The sequence below is a fragment of the Sulfitobacter sp. HGT1 genome (assembly GCF_013282155.1).
GTDB lineage: Bacteria > Pseudomonadota > Alphaproteobacteria > Rhodobacterales > Rhodobacteraceae > Sulfitobacter.
In genome coordinates, this window is sequence record NZ_BLWI01000010.1 from 376,722 (window position 1) to 395,472 (window position 18,751).

Annotated in this window: 17 protein-coding genes; 10 read left to right on the forward strand and 7 right to left on the reverse strand. The window is 59.2% G+C overall.

The genetic code is table 11. The annotated features are described in order from the left end of the window. Positions 1-48 precede the first annotated feature (48 nt). From HGT1_RS11760 to HGT1_RS11780, 5 genes are all read left to right on the forward strand, one after another. Entirely contained in the window at positions 49-510 is a 462-nt protein-coding gene (locus HGT1_RS11760) for a peroxiredoxin (RefSeq protein WP_176250126.1), read from the forward strand. Next, positions 507-1,316: a ferritin-like domain-containing protein gene (locus tag HGT1_RS11765; protein WP_176250127.1), complete on the forward strand. Its 810-nt coding sequence runs from the start codon at positions 507-509 to the stop codon at positions 1,314-1,316. Before HGT1_RS11760 ends, HGT1_RS11765 begins: the two co-directional genes overlap by 4 nt. Before the next feature lie 212 nt (positions 1,317-1,528). Then, positions 1,529-2,857: a M23 family metallopeptidase gene (locus HGT1_RS11770; RefSeq protein ID WP_176250128.1), complete on the forward strand. Its 1,329-nt coding sequence runs from the start codon at positions 1,529-1,531 to the stop codon at positions 2,855-2,857. Then, positions 2,847-3,353, forward strand: coding sequence for a polymer-forming cytoskeletal protein (locus HGT1_RS11775; protein WP_176250129.1), 507 nt, complete (start codon positions 2,847-2,849; stop codon positions 3,351-3,353). The genes HGT1_RS11770 and HGT1_RS11775 overlap by 11 nt, the downstream gene beginning before the upstream one ends. Before the next feature lie 381 nt (positions 3,354-3,734). After that, positions 3,735-4,760 (forward strand): transketolase, encoded by a 1,026-nt coding sequence (locus HGT1_RS11780; protein ID WP_255200180.1) that lies wholly within the window; start codon positions 3,735-3,737, stop codon positions 4,758-4,760. A gap of 286 nt (positions 4,761-5,046) precedes the next feature. Here HGT1_RS11780 and HGT1_RS11785 read toward each other — a convergent pair whose 3' ends face one another. Next, positions 5,047-5,601 (reverse strand): peptidylprolyl isomerase, encoded by a 555-nt coding sequence (locus tag HGT1_RS11785; protein WP_176250130.1) that lies wholly within the window; start codon positions 5,599-5,601, stop codon positions 5,047-5,049. Then, positions 5,594-6,100, reverse strand: a complete 507-nt coding sequence (locus HGT1_RS11790) for a peptidylprolyl isomerase (protein WP_176250131.1) — start codon at positions 6,098-6,100, stop codon at positions 5,594-5,596. Before HGT1_RS11790 ends, HGT1_RS11785 begins: the two co-directional genes overlap by 8 nt. A gap of 140 nt (positions 6,101-6,240) precedes the next feature. Between HGT1_RS11790 and HGT1_RS11795 the strand changes: the two genes are divergently transcribed. From HGT1_RS11795 to HGT1_RS11815, 5 genes are all read left to right on the forward strand, one after another. Continuing rightward, entirely contained in the window at positions 6,241-7,434 is a 1,194-nt protein-coding gene (locus HGT1_RS11795; protein ID WP_176250132.1) for a phosphoglycerate kinase, read from the forward strand. Positions 7,435-7,593: 159 nt separating this feature from the next. Then, a complete protein-coding gene (locus HGT1_RS11800) occupies positions 7,594-7,893 on the forward strand; it encodes a septum formation initiator family protein (protein ID WP_176250133.1) in 300 nt (99 codons plus the stop codon). A 171-nt stretch (positions 7,894-8,064) separates the two neighbouring features. Then, a complete protein-coding gene (pdhA, locus tag HGT1_RS11805; RefSeq protein ID WP_176250134.1) occupies positions 8,065-9,075 on the forward strand; it encodes a pyruvate dehydrogenase (acetyl-transferring) E1 component subunit alpha in 1,011 nt (336 codons plus the stop codon). A 3-nt stretch (positions 9,076-9,078) separates the two neighbouring features. Then, a complete protein-coding gene (locus HGT1_RS11810) occupies positions 9,079-10,446 on the forward strand; it encodes a pyruvate dehydrogenase complex E1 component subunit beta (RefSeq protein WP_176250135.1) in 1,368 nt (455 codons plus the stop codon). 12 nt (positions 10,447-10,458) lie between these two features. Further along, positions 10,459-11,763: a pyruvate dehydrogenase complex dihydrolipoamide acetyltransferase gene (locus HGT1_RS11815; protein ID WP_176250136.1), complete on the forward strand. Its 1,305-nt coding sequence runs from the start codon at positions 10,459-10,461 to the stop codon at positions 11,761-11,763. 167 nt (positions 11,764-11,930) lie between these two features. Here the strand turns inward: HGT1_RS11815 and cysE are convergent, their stop codons facing one another. The 5 genes from cysE to HGT1_RS11840 all read right to left on the reverse strand — a co-directional run bounded on the left by cysE (position 11,931) and on the right by HGT1_RS11840 (position 18,745). Beyond that, complete coding sequence (gene cysE / locus HGT1_RS11820) at positions 11,931-12,743, reverse strand: serine O-acetyltransferase (RefSeq protein WP_176250137.1); 813 nt, start codon at positions 12,741-12,743, stop codon at positions 11,931-11,933. A 116-nt stretch (positions 12,744-12,859) separates the two neighbouring features. Continuing rightward, complete coding sequence (locus HGT1_RS11825; RefSeq protein ID WP_176250138.1) at positions 12,860-16,783, reverse strand: glycoside hydrolase/phage tail family protein; 3,924 nt, start codon at positions 16,781-16,783, stop codon at positions 12,860-12,862. Then, positions 16,783-17,229, reverse strand: coding sequence for an NlpC/P60 family protein (locus HGT1_RS11830; protein ID WP_176250139.1), 447 nt, complete (start codon positions 17,227-17,229; stop codon positions 16,783-16,785). The genes HGT1_RS11825 and HGT1_RS11830 overlap by 1 nt, the downstream gene beginning before the upstream one ends. Continuing rightward, positions 17,226-18,113, reverse strand: a complete 888-nt coding sequence (locus HGT1_RS11835; RefSeq protein WP_176250140.1) for a DUF2163 domain-containing protein — start codon at positions 18,111-18,113, stop codon at positions 17,226-17,228. The genes HGT1_RS11830 and HGT1_RS11835 overlap by 4 nt, the downstream gene beginning before the upstream one ends. Next, positions 18,113-18,745: a DUF2460 domain-containing protein gene (locus HGT1_RS11840; RefSeq protein WP_176250141.1), complete on the reverse strand. Its 633-nt coding sequence runs from the start codon at positions 18,743-18,745 to the stop codon at positions 18,113-18,115. Before HGT1_RS11840 ends, HGT1_RS11835 begins: the two co-directional genes overlap by 1 nt. Positions 18,746-18,751: the final 6 nt, after the last annotated feature.

The window sequence follows — 18,751 nt, forward strand, 5'->3', positions numbered from 1 at the left end:
TACTATGCCACCCTAAGATAAGGCTTCCAAGACAATAGAAAGTGACCCATGTCAGAAATATCCCAGCCCGCCCCCGATTTTACAGCCCCCGTCACCGGCGGCGGCGAGGTGACCCTGTCGGCGCTCAAGGGCAAAGCCGTTGTTTTGTACTTTTATCCCCGCGACGACACCCCCGGCTGCACCAAAGAGGCCATCGGCTTTTCCGAGCACCTGCAAGCGTTCAAGGACGCCGGAGCCGAGGTTTTCGGCGTGTCGCGCGACACGATGGCCAAGCATGACAAATTCACCGCCAAACATGAACTGACCGTGCCATTGCTGACCGATGACGATGGCACGCTGACCGAAAGCTATGGCGTCTGGGTTGAAAAGAACATGTATGGCAAGAAATCCATGGGGATCGAACGCGCGACCTATCTGATTGATGCGCAAGGCAACATCGCGCGGATCTGGCGCAAGGTCAAAGTGCCCGGTCACGTCGAAGAAGTGTTGGAAGCGGTGCGCGCGCTATGATGCCGCTGGCACAAATGGCCGAAGCCGTCTTGAGCACCGCAGATGGCCGCGAGAAGACCGCCCTGTCGCATCAGTTTGCGGCCCAGTGGCGTGCGGCCCGCGCCACGGGTGAAAAGCCCGAAATCGGCACGGCCAACCCGCCGATGCAGCCCGCACGGCCCGAAAAGCCCGAACTGCTGTCGCCCCGCGACGTGCCCCACCGCAAGCCCGGCTCCCCCGAGGGGCGCATCGCCTTGTTGCATGCTGTGGCCCATATCGAATTGAACGCCGTGGACCTGCATTGGGACATCATCGCGCGGTTTACGGACATCAAAATGCCCATCGGTTTTTATGATGACTGGGTCAAATCTGCGGATGAAGAATCCAAGCATTTCAATCTGATGTGCGATTGCCTTGAGGCCTTGGGCAGCCATTACGGGGCCTTGCCCGCCCATGCCGGCATGTGGCGCGCAGCCGAAGATACGGCGGATGATTTCATGGGCCGCCTGGCCGTTGTGCCGATGGTCCTCGAGGCGCGCGGGCTGGATGTGACGCCCAACATGATCAAGATTTTCAAACAGGCCAAAGCCACCCAGGCCGTCGAGGCGCTCGAGACGATCTATGCCGAGGAAGTGGCCCATGTGGCCTATGGGTCGAAGTGGTTTCATTTTCTGTGCGGCCGCCACGAGATGGACCCGAAAGACGCCTTTCACGCGCTGGTCCGGAAGTATTTCCACGGGCTGTTGAAACCCCCGTTCAACGAGGAAAAGCGTGCCGAAGCGGGTATCCCGCCCGATTTCTACTGGCCCCTCACCGAAACCGCATGACCCGAATTCGAATGAATGGTGCTGAACAAGTCATTGAATAGGCGGATTTTCGCCACCCTTGCGGACAAATAATTCAAAAGGCGCCCATTCAGGGGTAACAGGCTTGCCCGATTGGACACCCTTGGCTAAGCACACCTGATGCTAACAGCGCCGGCCCCGGCAGGCGAGAGCGCTGAAGCATGGAACAAGGACGGAACAAGGGATACCAAAACGTGCGAACGAGGTTGGCGATTAAAATCCATTCGGTTCTGGAAAATTATTTTCCAGAGCGACGCGTCTTTCTGAAATCAGACACCGATACCCGTTTTATTCGCCTTAGACCCGGAACCCAACTTGTCGCCTTTGCCGGATGTACCGCCCTGGTTGCCTGGGCGATCATCGCCACGGCGATCCTGCTGATGGATAGCATCGGGTCGGGTAATTTCCGCGAACAGGCGAAACGCGATCAAAGCACCTATCAGGCCCGCCTGTCCGATCTCTCCGCACAGCGCAACGGCCGCGCCGAAGAAGCGGTGGCCGCGCAGGAACGTTTCAACGCCGCGCTGAAACAGATTTCGGTCATGCAATCGGAATTGCTGGCCTCCGAAACACACCGCCGCGAGCTTGAGACCGGGATCGAAGTGATCCAATCCACCTTGCGCGACACAATGAAACAACGCGAAGAGGCCCGTGTGAAACTGGCCGCCATCGAGGGCAGCGTCGCCGAAGGTGGCACTGCGGTCGCACAGAGTTCGGGGTCTTCCGCGCCGATCAGCATTCTTGCAGATGCCCTTGCCCGCACCGCCGCGGAACGCGATCAGGTCGTGATTGATGCCCAGGACGCACTGATCCAGGCCGAGGACCTGACCCAGAAGCTGGCCGTGATGCGTGACCAGAACGATGCGATTTTCCGCCAGCTCGAGGAAGCCATGACCGTTTCCGTGGCCCCGCTGGACAAGATGTTCCGCAGTGCCGGAATGCCCACAGACCGGATGCTGGAAACCGTGCGCCGGGGATATTCCGGTCAGGGTGGCCCTTTGATGCCGCTTAGTTTTTCCACCCGTGGCGAAGAACAAACAGCCGATACAATGCGCGCCAACCGCCTGCTGAACCAGATGGACCGGCTGAACATGTACCGCATCGCGGCGCAAAAAGCGCCCTTTGCGAACCCTGTGAAAAACGCATTCCGCTTTACCAGCCAGTTCGGCTTTCGCCGCGATCCAAAGACCGGCGGACGCCGCATGCACAGCGGCGTAGACTTTGCCGCAAGTTCGGGCACACCGCTTTACTCAACGGCGGACGGTGTTGTAACACATGCAGGCTGGGGCTCAGGATATGGCCGGCTCGTCAAGATACAGCATGAGTTCGGCGTCGAGACACGATATGCGCATTTGTCAAAATTGCGTGTGAAAGTTGGCCAAAGGGTATCGCGCGGACAGCATATAGGTGATATGGGGGCCTCAGGACGGGTAACCGGTGTTCACCTTCACTATGAAGTTCGTATTGGTGGCAAGGCTGTAAATCCCATGATCTTTATCAAGGCTGCAAACGATGTTTTCTAAAAGCAAAATCAACGATCCCGCCCCAAAGCAAGACGCACCAGCGTCCGGCACGTCGGCATCTTCTTCTGCGCCAGCGGCACCTGCCGTACCCAAGGCGAATGAATTCAAAGCAAGCGCACCAAAGGCCAAGCCGCCCGCGTCTATCCTGTCGTCCGATCTGCACGTGACCGGCAACATGAAGACAACCGGCGACATTCAGGTCGAAGGCACTGTTGAGGGCGACATTCGCGCGCATCTGTTGACCATCGGTGAAACCGCCACCATCAAAGGCGAAGTGATTGCCGATGATGTTGTGATCAACGGTCGTATCGTTGGCCGTGTGCGTGGCCTCAAGGTCCGCCTGACATCGACCGCACGGGTCGAGGGCGACATCATCCACAAGACCATCGCGATCGAAAGCGGTGCGCATTTCGAAGGCTCCGTTCAGCGTCAGGACGATCCGTTGAACCCCGGTTCGAAATCCGCCCCGGTACAAAAGCCGAACCCGGCTTCCTAAGCTTTCACGCTGACAAGATTTTCACGGGCATCGCAGGCAACTGCGGTGCCCGTTTTCTTTTTTGGGGGGGGCATCCTTAGCGAAGGGCGCGTTCGAGCCGTGATTGACCGCTCCCGCGTCTTCTTCCAATGGCATCACTACGCGGAGGAAATAGGGTGAATGGTCAACATACCGTGGCATGAACAGGTCCGGCTATATGCCGGATTTTGACTTACGTCAGTGGGTCAATTTCGTCAGCGTGCTAGATACGGTGGAACTATTACGCCGCAGCATTCGTTGGTGTGGTAGAATGGAACATCGGCCGTGTTCGCCTCGACAGTCAAAGTCTTGAGGATCAGAATAATCTGTTTGATCCAGCACACCGAGTATGAAGGACTTTCAATGAAATACGCTCCCCTCGCTTTTGCAACAATCTTTGCATGCGCAACCACCCCCGCTCTTGCGGCCAGTGTTGCGCTTCCAGTTTCTGCGCTTTCCTCAGCTTCTGAAGTTTCCGTTGTGACCTTGCACTCAGCCCTGAACGACCAGATCGTCCAAGTCAAAAACGACAAGGCTGATAAGGATCAGAACAAGTCTAACGGGAACAAACCCAAAAAGCCGAAAGAACCTAAAAAGCCCAAAGAACCCAACTCGGCATCGAAAAAAGACAAGCCGAACAATCAAAAAGCCGAAAAATCCAATACGCCCGACAAAGCAAACAAGCCCGACAAGATCGTAGCTAAAGTCAAACGGTCGAAAGAAGACCGTGTGCGGATTTCGAATGAAATCCTGCAGGTGCCTGCCCCCAAGAGCCGTGACATGACCGTGCTTCTTGGTGCCGCACCGCTTGTGCTGTTGGGTTCCCAAATCAGCTTCCCCGATGTCACGGACGAGCAACTCCTGACCTATCGCAACTGCCCCCCGGGGCTCGCGAAGAAGGACCCACCGTGCGTGCCTCCCGGGCTTGCCAAGAAAGGCGTGACCTATGACGAATGGGTAGCGTATGACGCTGATCGGCTTGACGAACTCTATCTTGAGCAGCGAGGAGACTACTTGGAGCCATACGGGTCTCTTGATGACAATAACCTGCTCCTCAGTTCCGACCAGATTGCATCGCTCTACGGGCTTCGTCCCGCACCAGCAGGTAATCGCTATGCTTTGATAGACGGCCAACCGGTTTTGCTGAGTGACAAAGATTACACGTCGCTGCTGCGGATCAATGATATGGCGCGGGTTGAAAACCTTCCTGCTGGGCTGCGTGTGGCACCTACCGCCGCGCTGACCCAAAGCGAATTGCGTCAAACCTACAAGCTGCCGGAGCTTGCGCCGGGTTACAACTATGCCGTGGTGAATGGTGAGTTGGTGACTTTGCAGGACAGCGCATTTGAAACTTTGCAGTTGATCCGTATCGCACGCGCCATCTTCTGATCTGCTGCCATATTAATTTTGAAGGGGGCTGCTTTATGCGGCCCCTTTTTTTCGGATTTAGATACGGTCTTGCGATGACCCTTGGCTTATCCTTGGCCATCACCCGAGCGTCTGTTTGTATCGCCGCGTTTCTAGAACTGACATTGACGCGAACAAAGTCTTCTCTTCTGGGTAATCAGCGCTCCGCGCCAATCGGGCCGTTTTCGTTTCCGGCCTCCAAAGCCTCGGATAAACGAAAAAGGGCGGACTTTGCAGCCCGCCCCATCAAATCGTTCTAACGATGATCTCAGTCGGTAACGGTGACTGTTTTCATCATATCAGGGGTGCCCACGACAGCGCCATTGCCGCCTGTGCCACGCTTTATCGCGTCCAGCACGTCCAACCCTTCGGTAACCTTACCCACAACGGTGTACTGCCCGTTCAGGAAGTGACCTTCGTCGAACATGATAAAGAACTGCGAGTTCGCGGAATCAGGGTTCTGGCTGCGCGCCATTCCGACAATGCCACGGTCAAACGGCAGGTCCGAAAATTCGGCCGGCAGATCGTCCATGTCAGAGCCACCCATACCTGCACGCCCGGTGTCGCCACCGGCCTTGCCGAATTCGACATCGCCGGTTTGCGCCATGAAGCCGTCGATCACGCGGTGAAACACCACGCCATCATAGGCCCCTGCTTCGGCCAATGCCGTCAGGCGGGCCGCATGCTGGGGGGCCACGTCTTCGAGCAGGTCAATCCTGATCACGCCCTGGGCTTCGCCATCGACGGTGATTTCAAGCCCGCTGGCGACTGCCGCGCTGCCCATCAGGACGGTGGTGACAGCTGCTGCAAATAGCTTACGCATCTGCGGCAACTTTCACGCTGATCATGCGGTCAGGGTTCGCAGGCGGCTCGCCACGGGTGATCGCATCAACATGTTCCATGCCGGAAATGACCTGACCGTAAACGGTGTACTGACCGTTCAGGAAGTCATTGTCCTTGAAGTTGATGAAAAACTGGCTGTTGGCGCTGTCGGGGTTGGCGGAACGTGCGGCACCGATGCTGCCACGCGCATGGGGCACCTTGGAGAATTCAGCCGGTACGTTTGGCAAATCCGACCCGCCTGTGCCCGCGGCACGCAGGTTGAAGTTGTCTTCCATGTTGCCATTGGCCACGTCGCCTGTCTGCGCCATGAACCCTTCGATGACGCGGTGGAAGGCCACGTTGTCGTACTTGCCCGCGCGGGCCAGTTCTTTCATGCGCTCGACGTGCTTTGGGGCAAGGTCCGGCAGCAGTTGAATTGTGACGGTCCCGCCCTTGAGTTCCATCAGGATCGTGTTTTCTGGGTCTTTGATCTCGGCCATGCCGCTCTCCTATCCGTAAATTTGGTAAATCGTTGCCTGTTACCTAAGACGACTTGCAGCAATTGCCAAGCAGGTGCATTGACCCCGCGCGTGATAACGGCAAAACACAGGGCCAACTGCGGAATGAATTGGGAAAACAGATGAGCTGGAAAACACTGGATGACATGGACCTGCGCGGCAAGCGGGTTCTGGTGCGGGTTGATATCAATGTACCGGTCGAAAACGGACGGGTCACCGATGACACGCGCATCCAGCGGATCGTGCCCACGGTGCATGACATTCTGGCGAAAGGCGGCAAACCGCTGCTGCTGGCGCATTTTGGCCGCCCCAAGGGCAAACGCGTGCAAGACCTGAGCCTGCTGGTTGTGAAACCCGCGCTTGAGGCTGCCCTTGCCCGCAAGGTGGTGCTGGCCGAAACGCTCGAAGCAGCCGAGACCGGCACCGAGGAAATCGCGGCCGCCGATGTGGTTTTGCTGGAAAACATCCGCTTTCACCCCGGCGAGACCGCCAATGATCCCGAATTCGCGCAACGTCTGGCGGGTCTGGGCGATGTCTATTGCAACGACGCGTTTTCGGCGGCGCACCGCGCCCATGCCTCGACCGAAGGACTGGCGCGGTTGCTGCCCGCCTGTGCAGGTCGCCTGATGCAAGCCGAACTTTCCGCGCTTGAGGCGGCATTGGCCAAGCCCGAACGCCCCGTGGGTGCCGTGGTGGGCGGGGCCAAGGTGTCGACCAAGATCGAGTTGCTGGAAAACCTCGTGAACCGGCTCGACCTGCTGGTGATCGGCGGCGGCATGGCGAATACGTTTCTGGCCGCAATGGGTGCGCAGCTTGGTAAATCCTTGTCGGAGCCTGATTTTTTCGACACCGCCAAAGACATCATGGCGCAAGCCGACAAAGCCGGATGCCGCGTCTTGCTGCCTGTGGACGGGCTGGTCGCGCGCGAATTTGCGGCGGGTGCGGATCACGAGGTGGTCCAGCTGGGCCCCGATACCGTGCTCGACGACGACCAGATGGTGTTGGACGCCGGACCCGATACTGTTGAACTGGTCCAGAACGCCTTTGCCGGATTGAAAACGCTGATCTGGAACGGCCCCATGGGTGCCTTCGAGATCGCGCCCTTTGATACCGCGACCGTGGCGGCGGCACAGGCGGCAGCACGACTGACCCGCGATGGCGCGTTGATTTCGGTCGCGGGCGGCGGCGACACGGTCGCGGCGCTGAACCAAGCCGGTGCAGCGGATGATTTCACCTATATCTCGACCGCCGGTGGCGCGTTTCTGGAATGGATGGAAGGCAAGACCTTGCCGGGTGTGGCCGCTTTGGGGGGCTAGCCGTTTTCTTTCAAAGAAAACGGGCCGGAATTTTTGGAAAATTCCGGCACCCCGATGTGAACAGAATTCCGCTAACAGCGAATCAGGGGATTCCCTTTGCGAATCGCCTGTGTCATACTGGTGCCACGTCCACCAAGAGACGGTTTGAGGCAGACCCAGATGAACCGACCCCCCCGCCCCGCATTCGGCACCCTATTGTTTTTCTCGATCGCTTTCGGGCTGGCGTTGTATTTCGCTTTCGCCGCCGTGCAGGGTAATTTCGGCCTGTTTCGCCGCGCCGAGATCGTGGCCGAGGCGCAAGACCTCAAGCTGCAATTGACCCAGGTCCAGACCGATGTGACGCGCATGGAAAACCTGACCGCGCGCCTGTCCGACGATTATCTCGACCTTGATTTGCTGGACGAACAGACCCGCAAGGTTCTGGGCATGATCCGCACCGACGAGATCGTCATCCGCTAACCCCCCGTCTTTTGCACCGCCCGTGATCGTGCCAATCAAATGTGCCTGACAGCACAGTTTTAAGGTTCCGGGCAAAAGCCTCTCGCTATCAATGTTCGAATCCGTTATTAGATAGTTTAACGCTAAACTAATTTGCGCGTGCGCGGGACAACGTTACGGAGGATTTGCCTCATGGCTGCCAAGAAACCGACCAAGAAAACCAATGCCAGTGCCGATGAGCTGAAGGCCTATTACAAGACCATGCTGCTGATCCGGCGGTTCGAGGAAAAGGCGGGCCAGCTTTATGGCATGGGTCTGATCGGCGGCTTTTGCCACCTTTATATCGGGCAGGAAGCCGTTGTTGTCGGCCTTGAGGCCACCACCAAAGAAGGTGACAGCCGCATCACCACCTACCGCGACCACGGTCACATGCTGGCCTGTGGCATGAACCCTGACGGCGTCATGGCCGAGCTGACGGGCCGCGAAGGTGGCTATTCGCGCGGCAAGGGCGGTTCCATGCACATGTTCTCGAAAGAGAAAAAGTTTTACGGCGGCCACGGCATCGTGGGCGCGAACGTGCCCTTGGGCGCGGGTGTTGCCTTTGCTGACAAATACAAAGGCAATGACAACGTCACCTTTACCTATTTCGGCGACGGTGCCGCGAACCAGGGTCAGGTCTACGAGACGTTCAACATGGCGGCCCTTTGGAAGCTGCCGGTGATCTTCGTGATCGAGAACAACCAATACGCCATGGGCACCTCTCAGCAACGCTCGACCTCGAGCGCGGAAATCTGGGAACGTGGCAAGGCCTTTGGCATCCCCGGCGAAGCGGTCGATGGCATGGATGTGCTGGCGGTCAAGGATGCCGGCGAACGTGCTGTGAAACACGCGCGCAGCGGCGACGGCCCCTATATCCTCGAGATCAAGACATACCGCTACCGTGGCCATTCGATGTCGGACCCGGCCAAGTATCGCACCCGCGAAGAAGTGCAGAAAATGCGCGACGAGCGTGACCCGATCGAACAGGTCCGCAACATCCTGCTCGAGAATAAATACGCAAGCGAAGACGATCTGAAGGCGATCGACAAAGAGATCAAGAAGATCGTCAACGACAGCGCCGAATTCGCCAAGACCAGCCCCGAGCCGGCCCCGGAAGAGCTCTGGACAGATATTTACGCAACTGAAGTCCCGCAGGAGGCATAATAAATGGCAACCGAAATTCTTATGCCCGCCCTGAGCCCGACCATGGAAGAAGGCACGCTGGCCAAATGGCTGGTTAAGGAGGGCGATACCGTGTCCTCTGGTGACGTCATGTGCGAGATTGAAACCGACAAGGCCACGATGGAGTTCGAGGCCGTCGATGAAGGTGTGATCGGCAAGATCCTGATCGCCGAAGGCACCGAAGGCGTCAAGGTGAACACCGCGATTGCCGTGCTGCTGGAAGAAGGTGAAGATGCCTCTGCCGCTGACAGTGTATCGTCTGATGCGCCAGCGGCGGCCCCTGCCCCCGCAGCGCCAAGCAAACCCGCAGAGGCCAAAGCGCCCGCCGCGCCCGAAACCGACACCACCCCCGATTGGCCCGAAGGTACCAAGCTGAAAAAGCAGACCGTGCGCGAAGCCTTGCGTGACGGTATGGCCGAAGAAATGCGCCGCGACGAAAACGTGTTCCTGATGGGCGAGGAAGTTGCCGAATATCAGGGCGCTTACAAAATCTCCCAAGGGTTGCTGGATGAATTTGGTGCCAAGCGCGTCATTGACACCCCGATCACGGAACATGGTTTTGCCGGTATCGGTGTGGGTGCGGCCTTTGGTGGCCTGCGTCCGATCGTGGAATTCATGACCTGGAACTTCGCCATGCAGGCGATTGACCACATCCTGAACTCTGCCGCCAAGACGCTGTATATGTCCGGTGGCCAGATGGGTGCGCCCATGGTGTTCCGTGGCCCCAACGGTGCTGCGGCGCGTGTTGGCGCACAGCACAGCCAGGATTACGCGGCATGGTACATGCAAATCCCCGGCCTCAAGGTGGCGATGCCCTACTCCGCATCCGATGCCAAAGGCCTGATGAAATCCGCGATCCGCGATCCGAACCCCGTCGTGTTCCTTGAAAACGAGATCATGTACGGCAAGAGCTTTGATGTCCCCGATGTCGAAGACTACACCGTCCCGTTCGGCAAGGCCCGCATCTGGCGCGAAGGCAGCGATGTGACCATCGTCAGCTTTGGCATCGGCATGACCTATGCGCTTGAAGCCGCTGAGAAACTGGCCGCCGAAGGCATCGACGCCGAAGTCCTTGACCTGCGCACCCTGCGCCCGATGGACACCGCCAGCATCATCAAATCGGTGATGAAGACCAACCGCTGCGTCACCGTCGAGGAAGGCTGGCCGCAAGGCTCTGTTGGCAACTACATCACCAGCGTGATCATGCAAGAAGCGTTCGATTATCTGGACGCGCCGGTGATCAACTGCACAGGCAAGGACGTGCCCATGCCCTATGCAGCGAACCTTGAAAAGCTGGCCCTGCTGACCACGGATGACGTGATCGCAGCGGTCAAAAAAGTCACTTACAAATAAGGAGCGGACCACATGCCCATAGAAATCCTCATGCCCGCCCTCAGCCCCACAATGGAAGAAGGCACATTGGCCAAATGGCTGGTCAAAGAGGGCGACACCGTGTCCTCTGGCGATGTGATGTGCGAAATCGAAACCGATAAGGCCACGATGGAGTTCGAGGCCACCGACGAAGGTGTCATCGGCAAGATCCTGGTCGCGGATGGCACCGAAGGCGTGAAAGTGAACACGCCGATTGCTGTGCTGCTGGAAGACGGCGAAAGCGCGAGCGACATCAGTGCAGCCTCTGCCCCCGCCGCCGCATCCGCCCCTGCCCCTGCGTCGCAAGCGGCATCCGCGCCTGCCCCTGCGGCACCTACTGCGCCTGCGGCACCTAAGTCAGGCGACGGCACCCGCATTTTCGCAACCCCGTTGGCGCGGCGCATCGCTGCGGACAAAGGGTTGGACCTGTCCCAAGTCACAGGCTCCGGCCCCCATGGCCGCATCGTCAAAGCCGATGTCGAAGGCCTGTCCAAATCCGACGCCCCGAAAGCCGCAGCAGCAGCCCCGGCCGCAGCCGCAGCAGCCGCCAAACCCGCGCTCGCCGCAGGCCCATCCGCCGACGCCGTCATGAAAATGTACGAAGGCCGCGCGTATGAGGAAATCACCCTCAACGGCATGCGCAAAACCATCGCGTCGCGCCTGACCGAAGCCAAACAATCCATCCCGCATTTCTATCTGCGCCGGGACATCCAGCTGGATGCCCTGATGGCGTTCCGGGCTGACCTGAACAAACAACTCGAAACCCGCGGCGTGAAACTGTCGGTCAATGACTTCATCATCAAGGCCTGCGCCCTGGCGCTGCAAGCCGTGCCCGATGCCAATGCAGTCTGGGCCGGTGACCGCATTCTGAAACTGAAACCGTCAGATGTGGCTGTGGCAGTGGCCATCGACGGCGGGCTGTTCACCCCTGTGCTGAAAGATTCCGAGAATAAATCGCTCTCGGCCCTCTCGGCTGAAATGAAAGACCTCGCCACCCGTGCCCGCGACCGCAAACTTGCACCGCATGAATATCAGGGCGGCAGCTTTGCGATCTCCAACCTTGGCATGTTCGGCATTGATAACTTCGATGCGGTCATCAACCCGCCCCATGGCGCGATCCTCGCCGTTGGCGCGGGCGTGAAAAAACCTGTCGTCGGAAAAGATGGCGAACTGGCAGTGGCCACCGTGATGTCGGTCACCTTGTCAGTAGATCACCGCGTTATCGACGGGGCCCTCGGCGCGCAGCTGTTGACGGCAATCAAGGACAACCTTGAGAACCCCATGACCATGCTGGCCTGACCCCAAATCCAAATGGACCAAAATCCTCGGGGGGGCTTGGGGGGCAGACAGCCCCCCTTCTTCTTTTCAAAGGGATGGGGCAGACAGCCCCCCTCTTATAATAGAAACAAAGCCGGGATCATCTGATCCCGGCTTTTCCATTTTCTTACAGCGGATCGGTAAAAACCTCAGTCGCCTTGCGGGCCGATGATATGGTCCATCAAGATCGAAGGTTGGTCACAGCCCGCCTCGCCTACGACACGCGCCGGAATGCCGGCAACGGTTTTGCATGGCGGCACGGCCTCAAGCACCACTGAACCCGCTGCGATCCGGCTGCAATGCCCGACGGTGATATTGCCCAGAACCTTGGCCCCGGCACCGATCAACACACCATCTCCGATCTTGGGATGCCTGTCCTGTTCCTCTTTGCCCGTCCCGCCCAGCGTCACCGAATGCAGCATCGACACATTGTCGCCCACCACAGCGGTTTCCCCGATCACCACAGAATGCGCATGGTCGATCATGATGCCCTTGCCGATTTTGGCAGCCGGGTGAATGTCGACGCCGAAAATCTCGCTGACCCGCATCTGAACAAAATACGCCAGATCATACTGGCCCTTCATCCACAGGTGATGCCCGACCCGGTAGGCCTGAACAGCCTGATAGCCCTTGAAATACAAGATCGGCTGCAACAAACGGTGGCACGCAGGATCGCGCTCATAGATCGCGACCAGATCGGCACGGGCCGCTTTGATCAGCGATGGATCACTTGCATAGGCTTCCTGCACCATTTCACGCACAACCATCATCGACATTTCATTCGATGCCAGCTTGGCCGCAATTCGGTAGGACAGTGCTTTTTCGATGGATTTATGGTGCAAAATACACGCATGGACAAAGCCGCCCATCAACGGCTCATCGCGCACAGCCTTCTGCGCTTCGGTCAGGATCTGATCCCAAACAGGGTCAACGGATGCAATATTTCTGCGCGGTTCTGCCATGACAATATCCTTCTTTGTCCTGACAATATATCATTTCCGCGCAAAGTGCCAAACGCAAAGCCTTGATCACCCGTATCAATATCCATGATCCAAACCCCGCCTCCCTTGGGGCGACATCAGATCACCACCGACGCTGCGGGCCCTATGCCATAGCTGGCCGACACCTGCGCAACCGAAATCAGGGCAGCCCCCGCCAGACCATCGGCCAGTTGCACGGAATCATCATAATGCCAGGTCGGGCCATTGGTTCGGGTCTCGCGGATGACCCGCCCGTTTTGCGACACACGGATAAGGTATTGCTCGGTTTCTTCGCCCAAGGGCACCTCAATATTGTCCCACCCGTCCCCGTCTATGCGGGTGCGCCTGATCCAGTCAAAGGTCTTGCCGCTTTGGGTCGTCGTGCAGCGCAGGTGACAGGGGCGCAGTGGCCGCAACCCATTGCCATCAAAGGCTTGGGAACGGTGGATATAAGACGGATCATCATAGCCGCGCCGCGCAGGGCCAATCCGGTAATTCTGGACAATGCGCCGCAAATTGGGGCTTAGGGCCAGTTGCGAGGGCACGCCGTTCAGCAAAACGAATTGCGATCCCACAGGCCAGACAGGCGGCATCAGCGCATCAGACCCCGCCTGCCCGCGCAGCCGTTTGGTCAACCAATAGGTGTTCGGGGCTACCAGGTCCGCCTCGCCAAACTGGAAAACCTCCCAGTTGTCCGCCGTTCCATCCCCGATCGCCGCCAGATTTGCACCGCCAAGCAAGGCCGGGATATCAACGCTTTCCAGCGCGCCACTGGTCAGCCGCACTTGCAAGACGCTGCCATGATCCAAAACCCCCGCACGCGATGCAGCCATATCGGTTTCGGTGACGCCCATTGTCGCGCGGATTGGCAGGACTTTGTTCAATTGATAATTTTCGTCCGTAGCAGCCCCATAAACCGCGACACTGCCCGGCCAAGGCTGCGCAGTTGTGGCGACATAGGGCGCGTGTGGCACCTCGTCCCCGCGCAGCAACGGCAGATCCATGAACAATGCGGTGACCGGCACAGGCGCTGAAAACGGCCTGAGCGCGGCAAGTTCGTCATCAAACGGGGCGGGATCATAGACTTCGGGTTCAATCCGCACCGCCTCGACCAATTGCAGCTCGCCCTGCTCGACACGGTCGATGCGGTACAGCGCGTCGGCTTCCTCCCCGTCGGCGGGCAGTTCGATCACATCCCCAGCCCCGACGGACAGCATCGAGGGCGGCAAGGCCAGCCGGACCGTTTCGCGCGACACCCGCGCCTCGGTCAACCAACGTTCGATCACCTGACGCCCCTCTGCACGGGTCAGGGCCATGTTGAATTCGGACGCGGCGATTGCGTGGGTTGCGTCCTGCGCCAGAACCGCTTCCTCTGCGAGGGTGTCGAAATTCCCGTCGGCCTGCACAAACCGCAGACGTACACGGCCGGCGATTTCGGCCTGTGCTTCGCGGGTCTGCTCCATGCTACCGTTCAAATCATTGCTGACCGCCAGCAAGGTCCGATCCAGACGCACAGCATTCAACCCGTCGCGCATCACAAATTGCAGCACACCGCCCCGCTCTACCGCGTCAAACCCATAGCGCAACATCAGCGGTTGCAGGCTTGCCCGCGCATCGCTGACCTGATCCACGGCATAGCCCCGCACAACACCATAAAGCGCCGACGTATCAAACGCCTCAAGCCCCGCACGGCGACAGATTTGCGCGACCACCGCCGACAGCGGTTGCGAGGACGACCGCCCGTTCAGCCAGTGCCCCCGCGCATAATTCTGCCCGTCGCTCCATAGATTGCGGTTGTTGGGAAAATACGGATAGGGCCGCGTATCCCAAGCCCAGACAAATGCACGCGACATATCAATCATCGGTGCGCCATATTCTGTCGAAACCGGATTATGCGCGGGGTCCGACCAATAGTCGGTAAAGGCGCGCAGATATTGCATTTGCAGCAGATCGTCCCGCGCGCCGGTCGAATGGTGCGGCAGGCTGCTCTCCGAGCTTTTGAGGTCCAGAAATTTATTCGGCTGGTTGGTGCCCTTGTCTATCGCGGCACAACCGTATTCCGTAAACCAGACCGGCTTTGACCCGGGCACCCAAGCGGTCGGGTTTTCGGCGCGAACGCCGCCAATGCGGTCGTGATGCGGGTTGGACCACCAGTTGCGAATATCCTTGTAGCGATAGATCCATGGCTCATCTTCCTGCGCATCCGTGATCGGCGTGCGTATCTGCGCGGCGCGGGCCTCGTCTGAATGATAATACCACGCATATCCTTCCCCACCTTCGATGTTGGACTTGAGGTAGTCGAGGTTATGGATCGCGTCCCATTCCTGCCCGTCCAGATGATCGCGGGTTTCGCGCCAGTCCGACAGCGGCATGTAATTGTCGATGCCGATGAAATCGATGTTCGGATCGGCCCAAAGCGGATCAAGGTGGAACAAGCGATCGCCACTGCCGTCTTGGGGTTGGTATCCGAAATACTCTGTCCAATCCGCAGCATAGCTGATCTTTGTGTCTTGCCCCAACAACGCACGCGCCTGACCTGCAAGGTCGCGGAACCGCTGCACGGCGGTAAAGACGCCAGCCGCCCCCCTGATCTGGGTCAGCCCGCGCATCTCGGTGCCGATGCAAAATCCTTCGACGCCGCCCGCCGCTGCGCAAAGCGCCGCATAATGCAGGATAAACCGCGAAAGCGACCATTCGTCAGGGCCAAAGTACGTCACCTGCCCGCCCGACACCTGAAAATGCGCCGCTGTCACGGTACCAAAGAACGCTGCGACCTGCGCATCCGCCGTTACCGTCCCGTCAGGGCTGCCCGCATACCCCGGAGCCCTGGACAAGGTGATCCGACCGCGCCAGGGCAGTTTGGGCTGGCTTTGCGCATCGCTATAGGGATCAGCAAGGCTGTTGCCCGCCAGCTGATCCATCAGGATGAACGGGTAAAACAGCACCGCCTTGCCGGCAGCATTCATCGCCTGAATGGCCTCGATCACTGCGGCGTCTGCTGGCGTGCCCCCGTAAACCGGCCTGTCGTCCTCGCGTCCGATAACTTGCGCCGTTCCGCGCGTCAGCGTCGATACCCTCCAAGGCATGTTTTCACCCTCAATCGTGGGGCTTTCAACCTTGGGCCTGACCGAACAATCCCCGCAACGCAGATCGTCGCCAAACCAGGACACAACCAGCGACGCGGCCTCAAGCCGGGGCAGATCGGACGTCAAACTCTCAAGCGAAGCCAGAAAATCCGGCTTGCCCGCCGGTGTTGATACGTTTGCGCTCCATCTTGCGCCTTTCCCATCCGCATAATGCACAGGGGTCGTCGCCAGCGCATATTCGCCGGTTCCGGGGATCAGCGCGACGCCGCTCACACCATGGGTAACACTTTGCGCGCCTTCCGGTGATCCGGCTTCCTCGGGGCGTGTGACCTCGAATGAAAACTGCGGCACGCGGTTGCCAAATTGCCCAAGCGGCAGGTTGTCAAACACCACATATGCCGTCCCGCGATAGGCTGGCACGCGGTCCGCCCCTTCGATCGCGGCAATCGTGGGGTCAGGCAACTGGACGCGCGTCCCGTGATAGACGCTGATGTTCAGATCGGTTTGTGCGACTTCCTCCCCATCGGCCCAAATGCGGTGCACGCCGGTGATCTCCCCCTCGCACAAGGCGACAGCAAGGCTGACGGCGTAGCTGTATTGCGTGGTTTGCGGGGTCGATGGCGCACCCTTGCCGCCGCCCCCACTGACTGTGGTGGTCTCGGTAAAGTCCGATGCCCATATCACCTGCCCGCCGATCCGCATCCGCCCATAGAGCTGCGCAATGGCCGACCCTTCGCCCGCGTTGGTCAAACGGAAACGATCCACCTTGCCCGTTTCAACCGCTTGTGCGCCCTGACCCAGCAGGCGCTGATCCACCACCCGCCCCAAAGTCGCGCCCACAGCCCGCCCGACCGCAACCGAGGACAACCCCGCAAGCGTGCCCCCGATCGAGCCGCCAATCGCCGCACCTGCTGCAGAAAGTAAAATCGTCGCCATCAGCTCGCCTCCGTCGGAAATGCAAATCGTGCCACCACACGCCGCCGCCAGGGCGCACTTAGCGGGCTTTCGGTCACACCGTGACCGCTGTAGGCATGGATAAACGTCGCATCCGGCCCTACCTGCGCCGCCAGACCCAGATGCTTGGCGACCGCATTGCTGCGCATCCGGAACAACAACACATCACCTGCGGCGGCGTCCTCCAGCGGTTTCGCCACAAGATGCCTGAGGGCTGCTTGCCACAGCCGTTCGTCGCCTTGCGGCTCCGACCAATCCATCGAATAGGCCGGCACCGCTTCCGGCTCCGGCCCCATGACCTCGCGCCAAATGCCCCGCAACAAACCCAGACAATCGCAGCCCGCGTCTTTGACGGCACTTTGATGCACATAAGGTGTCCCGATCCAGCCCCGCGCAGCCGTGACGATCTGATCCTGAAAAGCTGTCATCGCAAGGAACCACCCGTGTTTGCGCCGGATGATTTTGGCACCGCCATCACCCAATCCTCGTTGGGAATGTCAGGAAAACCCTGGAAATTCAGCAAGTTGTTGAACTTTAACCGGCAGGTTTCCATCCGCTTGTCGCAGCCTGCCACCAGACGCACCTGCATCCCTTTCGTGACGTTGCCGCGGATCGGCTCCCACAGTTCCACCTCGCGGGAGCCGTCCAGCTTGCGGTCGTGTTTCACCATGCCCCACAAGCCAACGGCGGCCCCGTCCAGAACCTCTAGCCGCCCGCGCGCGAACCAGCCGTCGTCAAAGCCCGGCAGGTCATCCCAACGGAATATCCGGCCTTCCTCGCAGCGGTCGACAGCGGCTGAAACCGCATATCCCGGCGTTGCCAAATCAAACCCGCACCCCGCGTCGCCCAGAACGGCCGTACAGGGCTTTTGATAAATCCGGCCAAGCGGTCGGTTCAGCGCCTCGGTCAAACCGCGCAGCTCGGCCCGAAATGCCCCGCCGGAACGGTGCATTTCCCCGATACTGCCGCGAAACAACACGGTGCGCTGCGCGACATCAACCCAATTGACCCGCCAGCACGTCACTTCGGCCCCGTCAAAGCGCCCCTGCTCGATTTCATCCTCGCGGATCGCCCAATGGCTCAGCGCGCCCATTGCTTCGGTGTTATCCACCGACAAACCGGTGCTTTGCGCCAAGGCACGCGCGCTCAGACCACTGTCCGCGCGAAACGATACCCCTTCAAAGGACAACGCCCGATCGTGATCGGTAAACGCCAAGGTGACCCCGTCCTGCCTGCGGATCGCCCAGGCATGGCAAAGCGTCGTCAGCCCGGTTTTCACATGCGCATCAAGCGCTTGGTTGAACTTTGCCATCAGACCCGCACCTCGATCACCGGAACGTTGGGCACCTGTCCGGCCTGAAAACTGGCCACGCTGACCAGAATCCGGTCCGTATCAAACCGCACAGGCACGTCGAATTCAAACCCGGCCGACACAACCAGATCACTGTCCGGCGCGCTTGCAAAACGGATCACGCCCGTCGCAAGGTCGATCTCGAAATCAATCCCTTCTTGCAACTCGTCCTGCTCAATCCCCACGCGCACAGTGCCTTGTACCGGCTTGGTAATGGGCCGGTGATAGCTGTGATCGCCAGATCTATAGACCTTCACCAGTTGGAAATCCGTCAGCGTGCCATCCCCGAACCCAAGAACCTGATCGTCGAAGGCGACCGCGACGGCCGACCGGCAGGATTTGAAATCCGCCCAGTCTTTCCAGCGAAACCCATACATCTGACCGAACCGCGCCTCAAAGAACGCGGTAAGCGCCTGCACATCGTCGATCGACCGCATCCCAAGCCCTGCATCATAAACCCTGCGCGAATGGGCCCAAGGTGTGTTGCGTTCCTCAAACCCGTTCGCAAGCGTGACCACATCCGTGCGCCGCTGCGGCCCACCAACCGATCCGAAACTCAACGAGGGTGGAAATCTGATGTCGTGAAAATCCATATCGGC

Coding starts and splice junctions, on each gene's coding strand:
- HGT1_RS11760 (WP_176250126.1), top strand. CDS start 49: ATGTCAGAAATATCCCAGCCCGCCCCCGATTTTACAGCCCCCGTCACC.
- HGT1_RS11765 (WP_176250127.1), top strand. CDS start 507: ATGATGCCGCTGGCACAAATGGCCGAAGCCGTCTTGAGCACCGCAGAT.
- HGT1_RS11775 (WP_176250129.1), top strand. CDS start 2,847: ATGTTTTCTAAAAGCAAAATCAACGATCCCGCCCCAAAGCAAGACGCA.
- HGT1_RS11780 (WP_255200180.1), top strand. CDS start 3,735: ATGAAATACGCTCCCCTCGCTTTTGCAACAATCTTTGCATGCGCAACC.
- HGT1_RS11785 (WP_176250130.1), bottom strand. CDS start 5,601: ATGCGTAAGCTATTTGCAGCAGCTGTCACCACCGTCCTGATGGGCAGC.
- HGT1_RS11790 (WP_176250131.1), bottom strand. CDS start 6,100: ATGGCCGAGATCAAAGACCCAGAAAACACGATCCTGATGGAACTCAAG.
- HGT1_RS11795 (WP_176250132.1), top strand. CDS start 6,241: ATGAGCTGGAAAACACTGGATGACATGGACCTGCGCGGCAAGCGGGTT.
- HGT1_RS11800 (WP_176250133.1), top strand. CDS start 7,594: ATGAACCGACCCCCCCGCCCCGCATTCGGCACCCTATTGTTTTTCTCG.
- pdhA (WP_176250134.1), top strand. CDS start 8,065: ATGGCTGCCAAGAAACCGACCAAGAAAACCAATGCCAGTGCCGATGAG.
- HGT1_RS11810 (WP_176250135.1), top strand. CDS start 9,079: ATGGCAACCGAAATTCTTATGCCCGCCCTGAGCCCGACCATGGAAGAA.
- HGT1_RS11815 (WP_176250136.1), top strand. CDS start 10,459: ATGCCCATAGAAATCCTCATGCCCGCCCTCAGCCCCACAATGGAAGAA.
- cysE (WP_176250137.1), bottom strand. CDS start 12,743: ATGGCAGAACCGCGCAGAAATATTGCATCCGTTGACCCTGTTTGGGAT.
- HGT1_RS11825 (WP_176250138.1), bottom strand. CDS start 16,783: ATGGCGACGATTTTACTTTCTGCAGCAGGTGCGGCGATTGGCGGCTCG.
- HGT1_RS11830 (WP_176250139.1), bottom strand. CDS start 17,229: ATGACAGCTTTTCAGGATCAGATCGTCACGGCTGCGCGGGGCTGGATC.
- HGT1_RS11835 (WP_176250140.1), bottom strand. CDS start 18,113: ATGGCAAAGTTCAACCAAGCGCTTGATGCGCATGTGAAAACCGGGCTG.
- HGT1_RS11840 (WP_176250141.1), bottom strand. CDS start 18,745: ATGGATTTTCACGACATCAGATTTCCACCCTCGTTGAGTTTCGGATCG.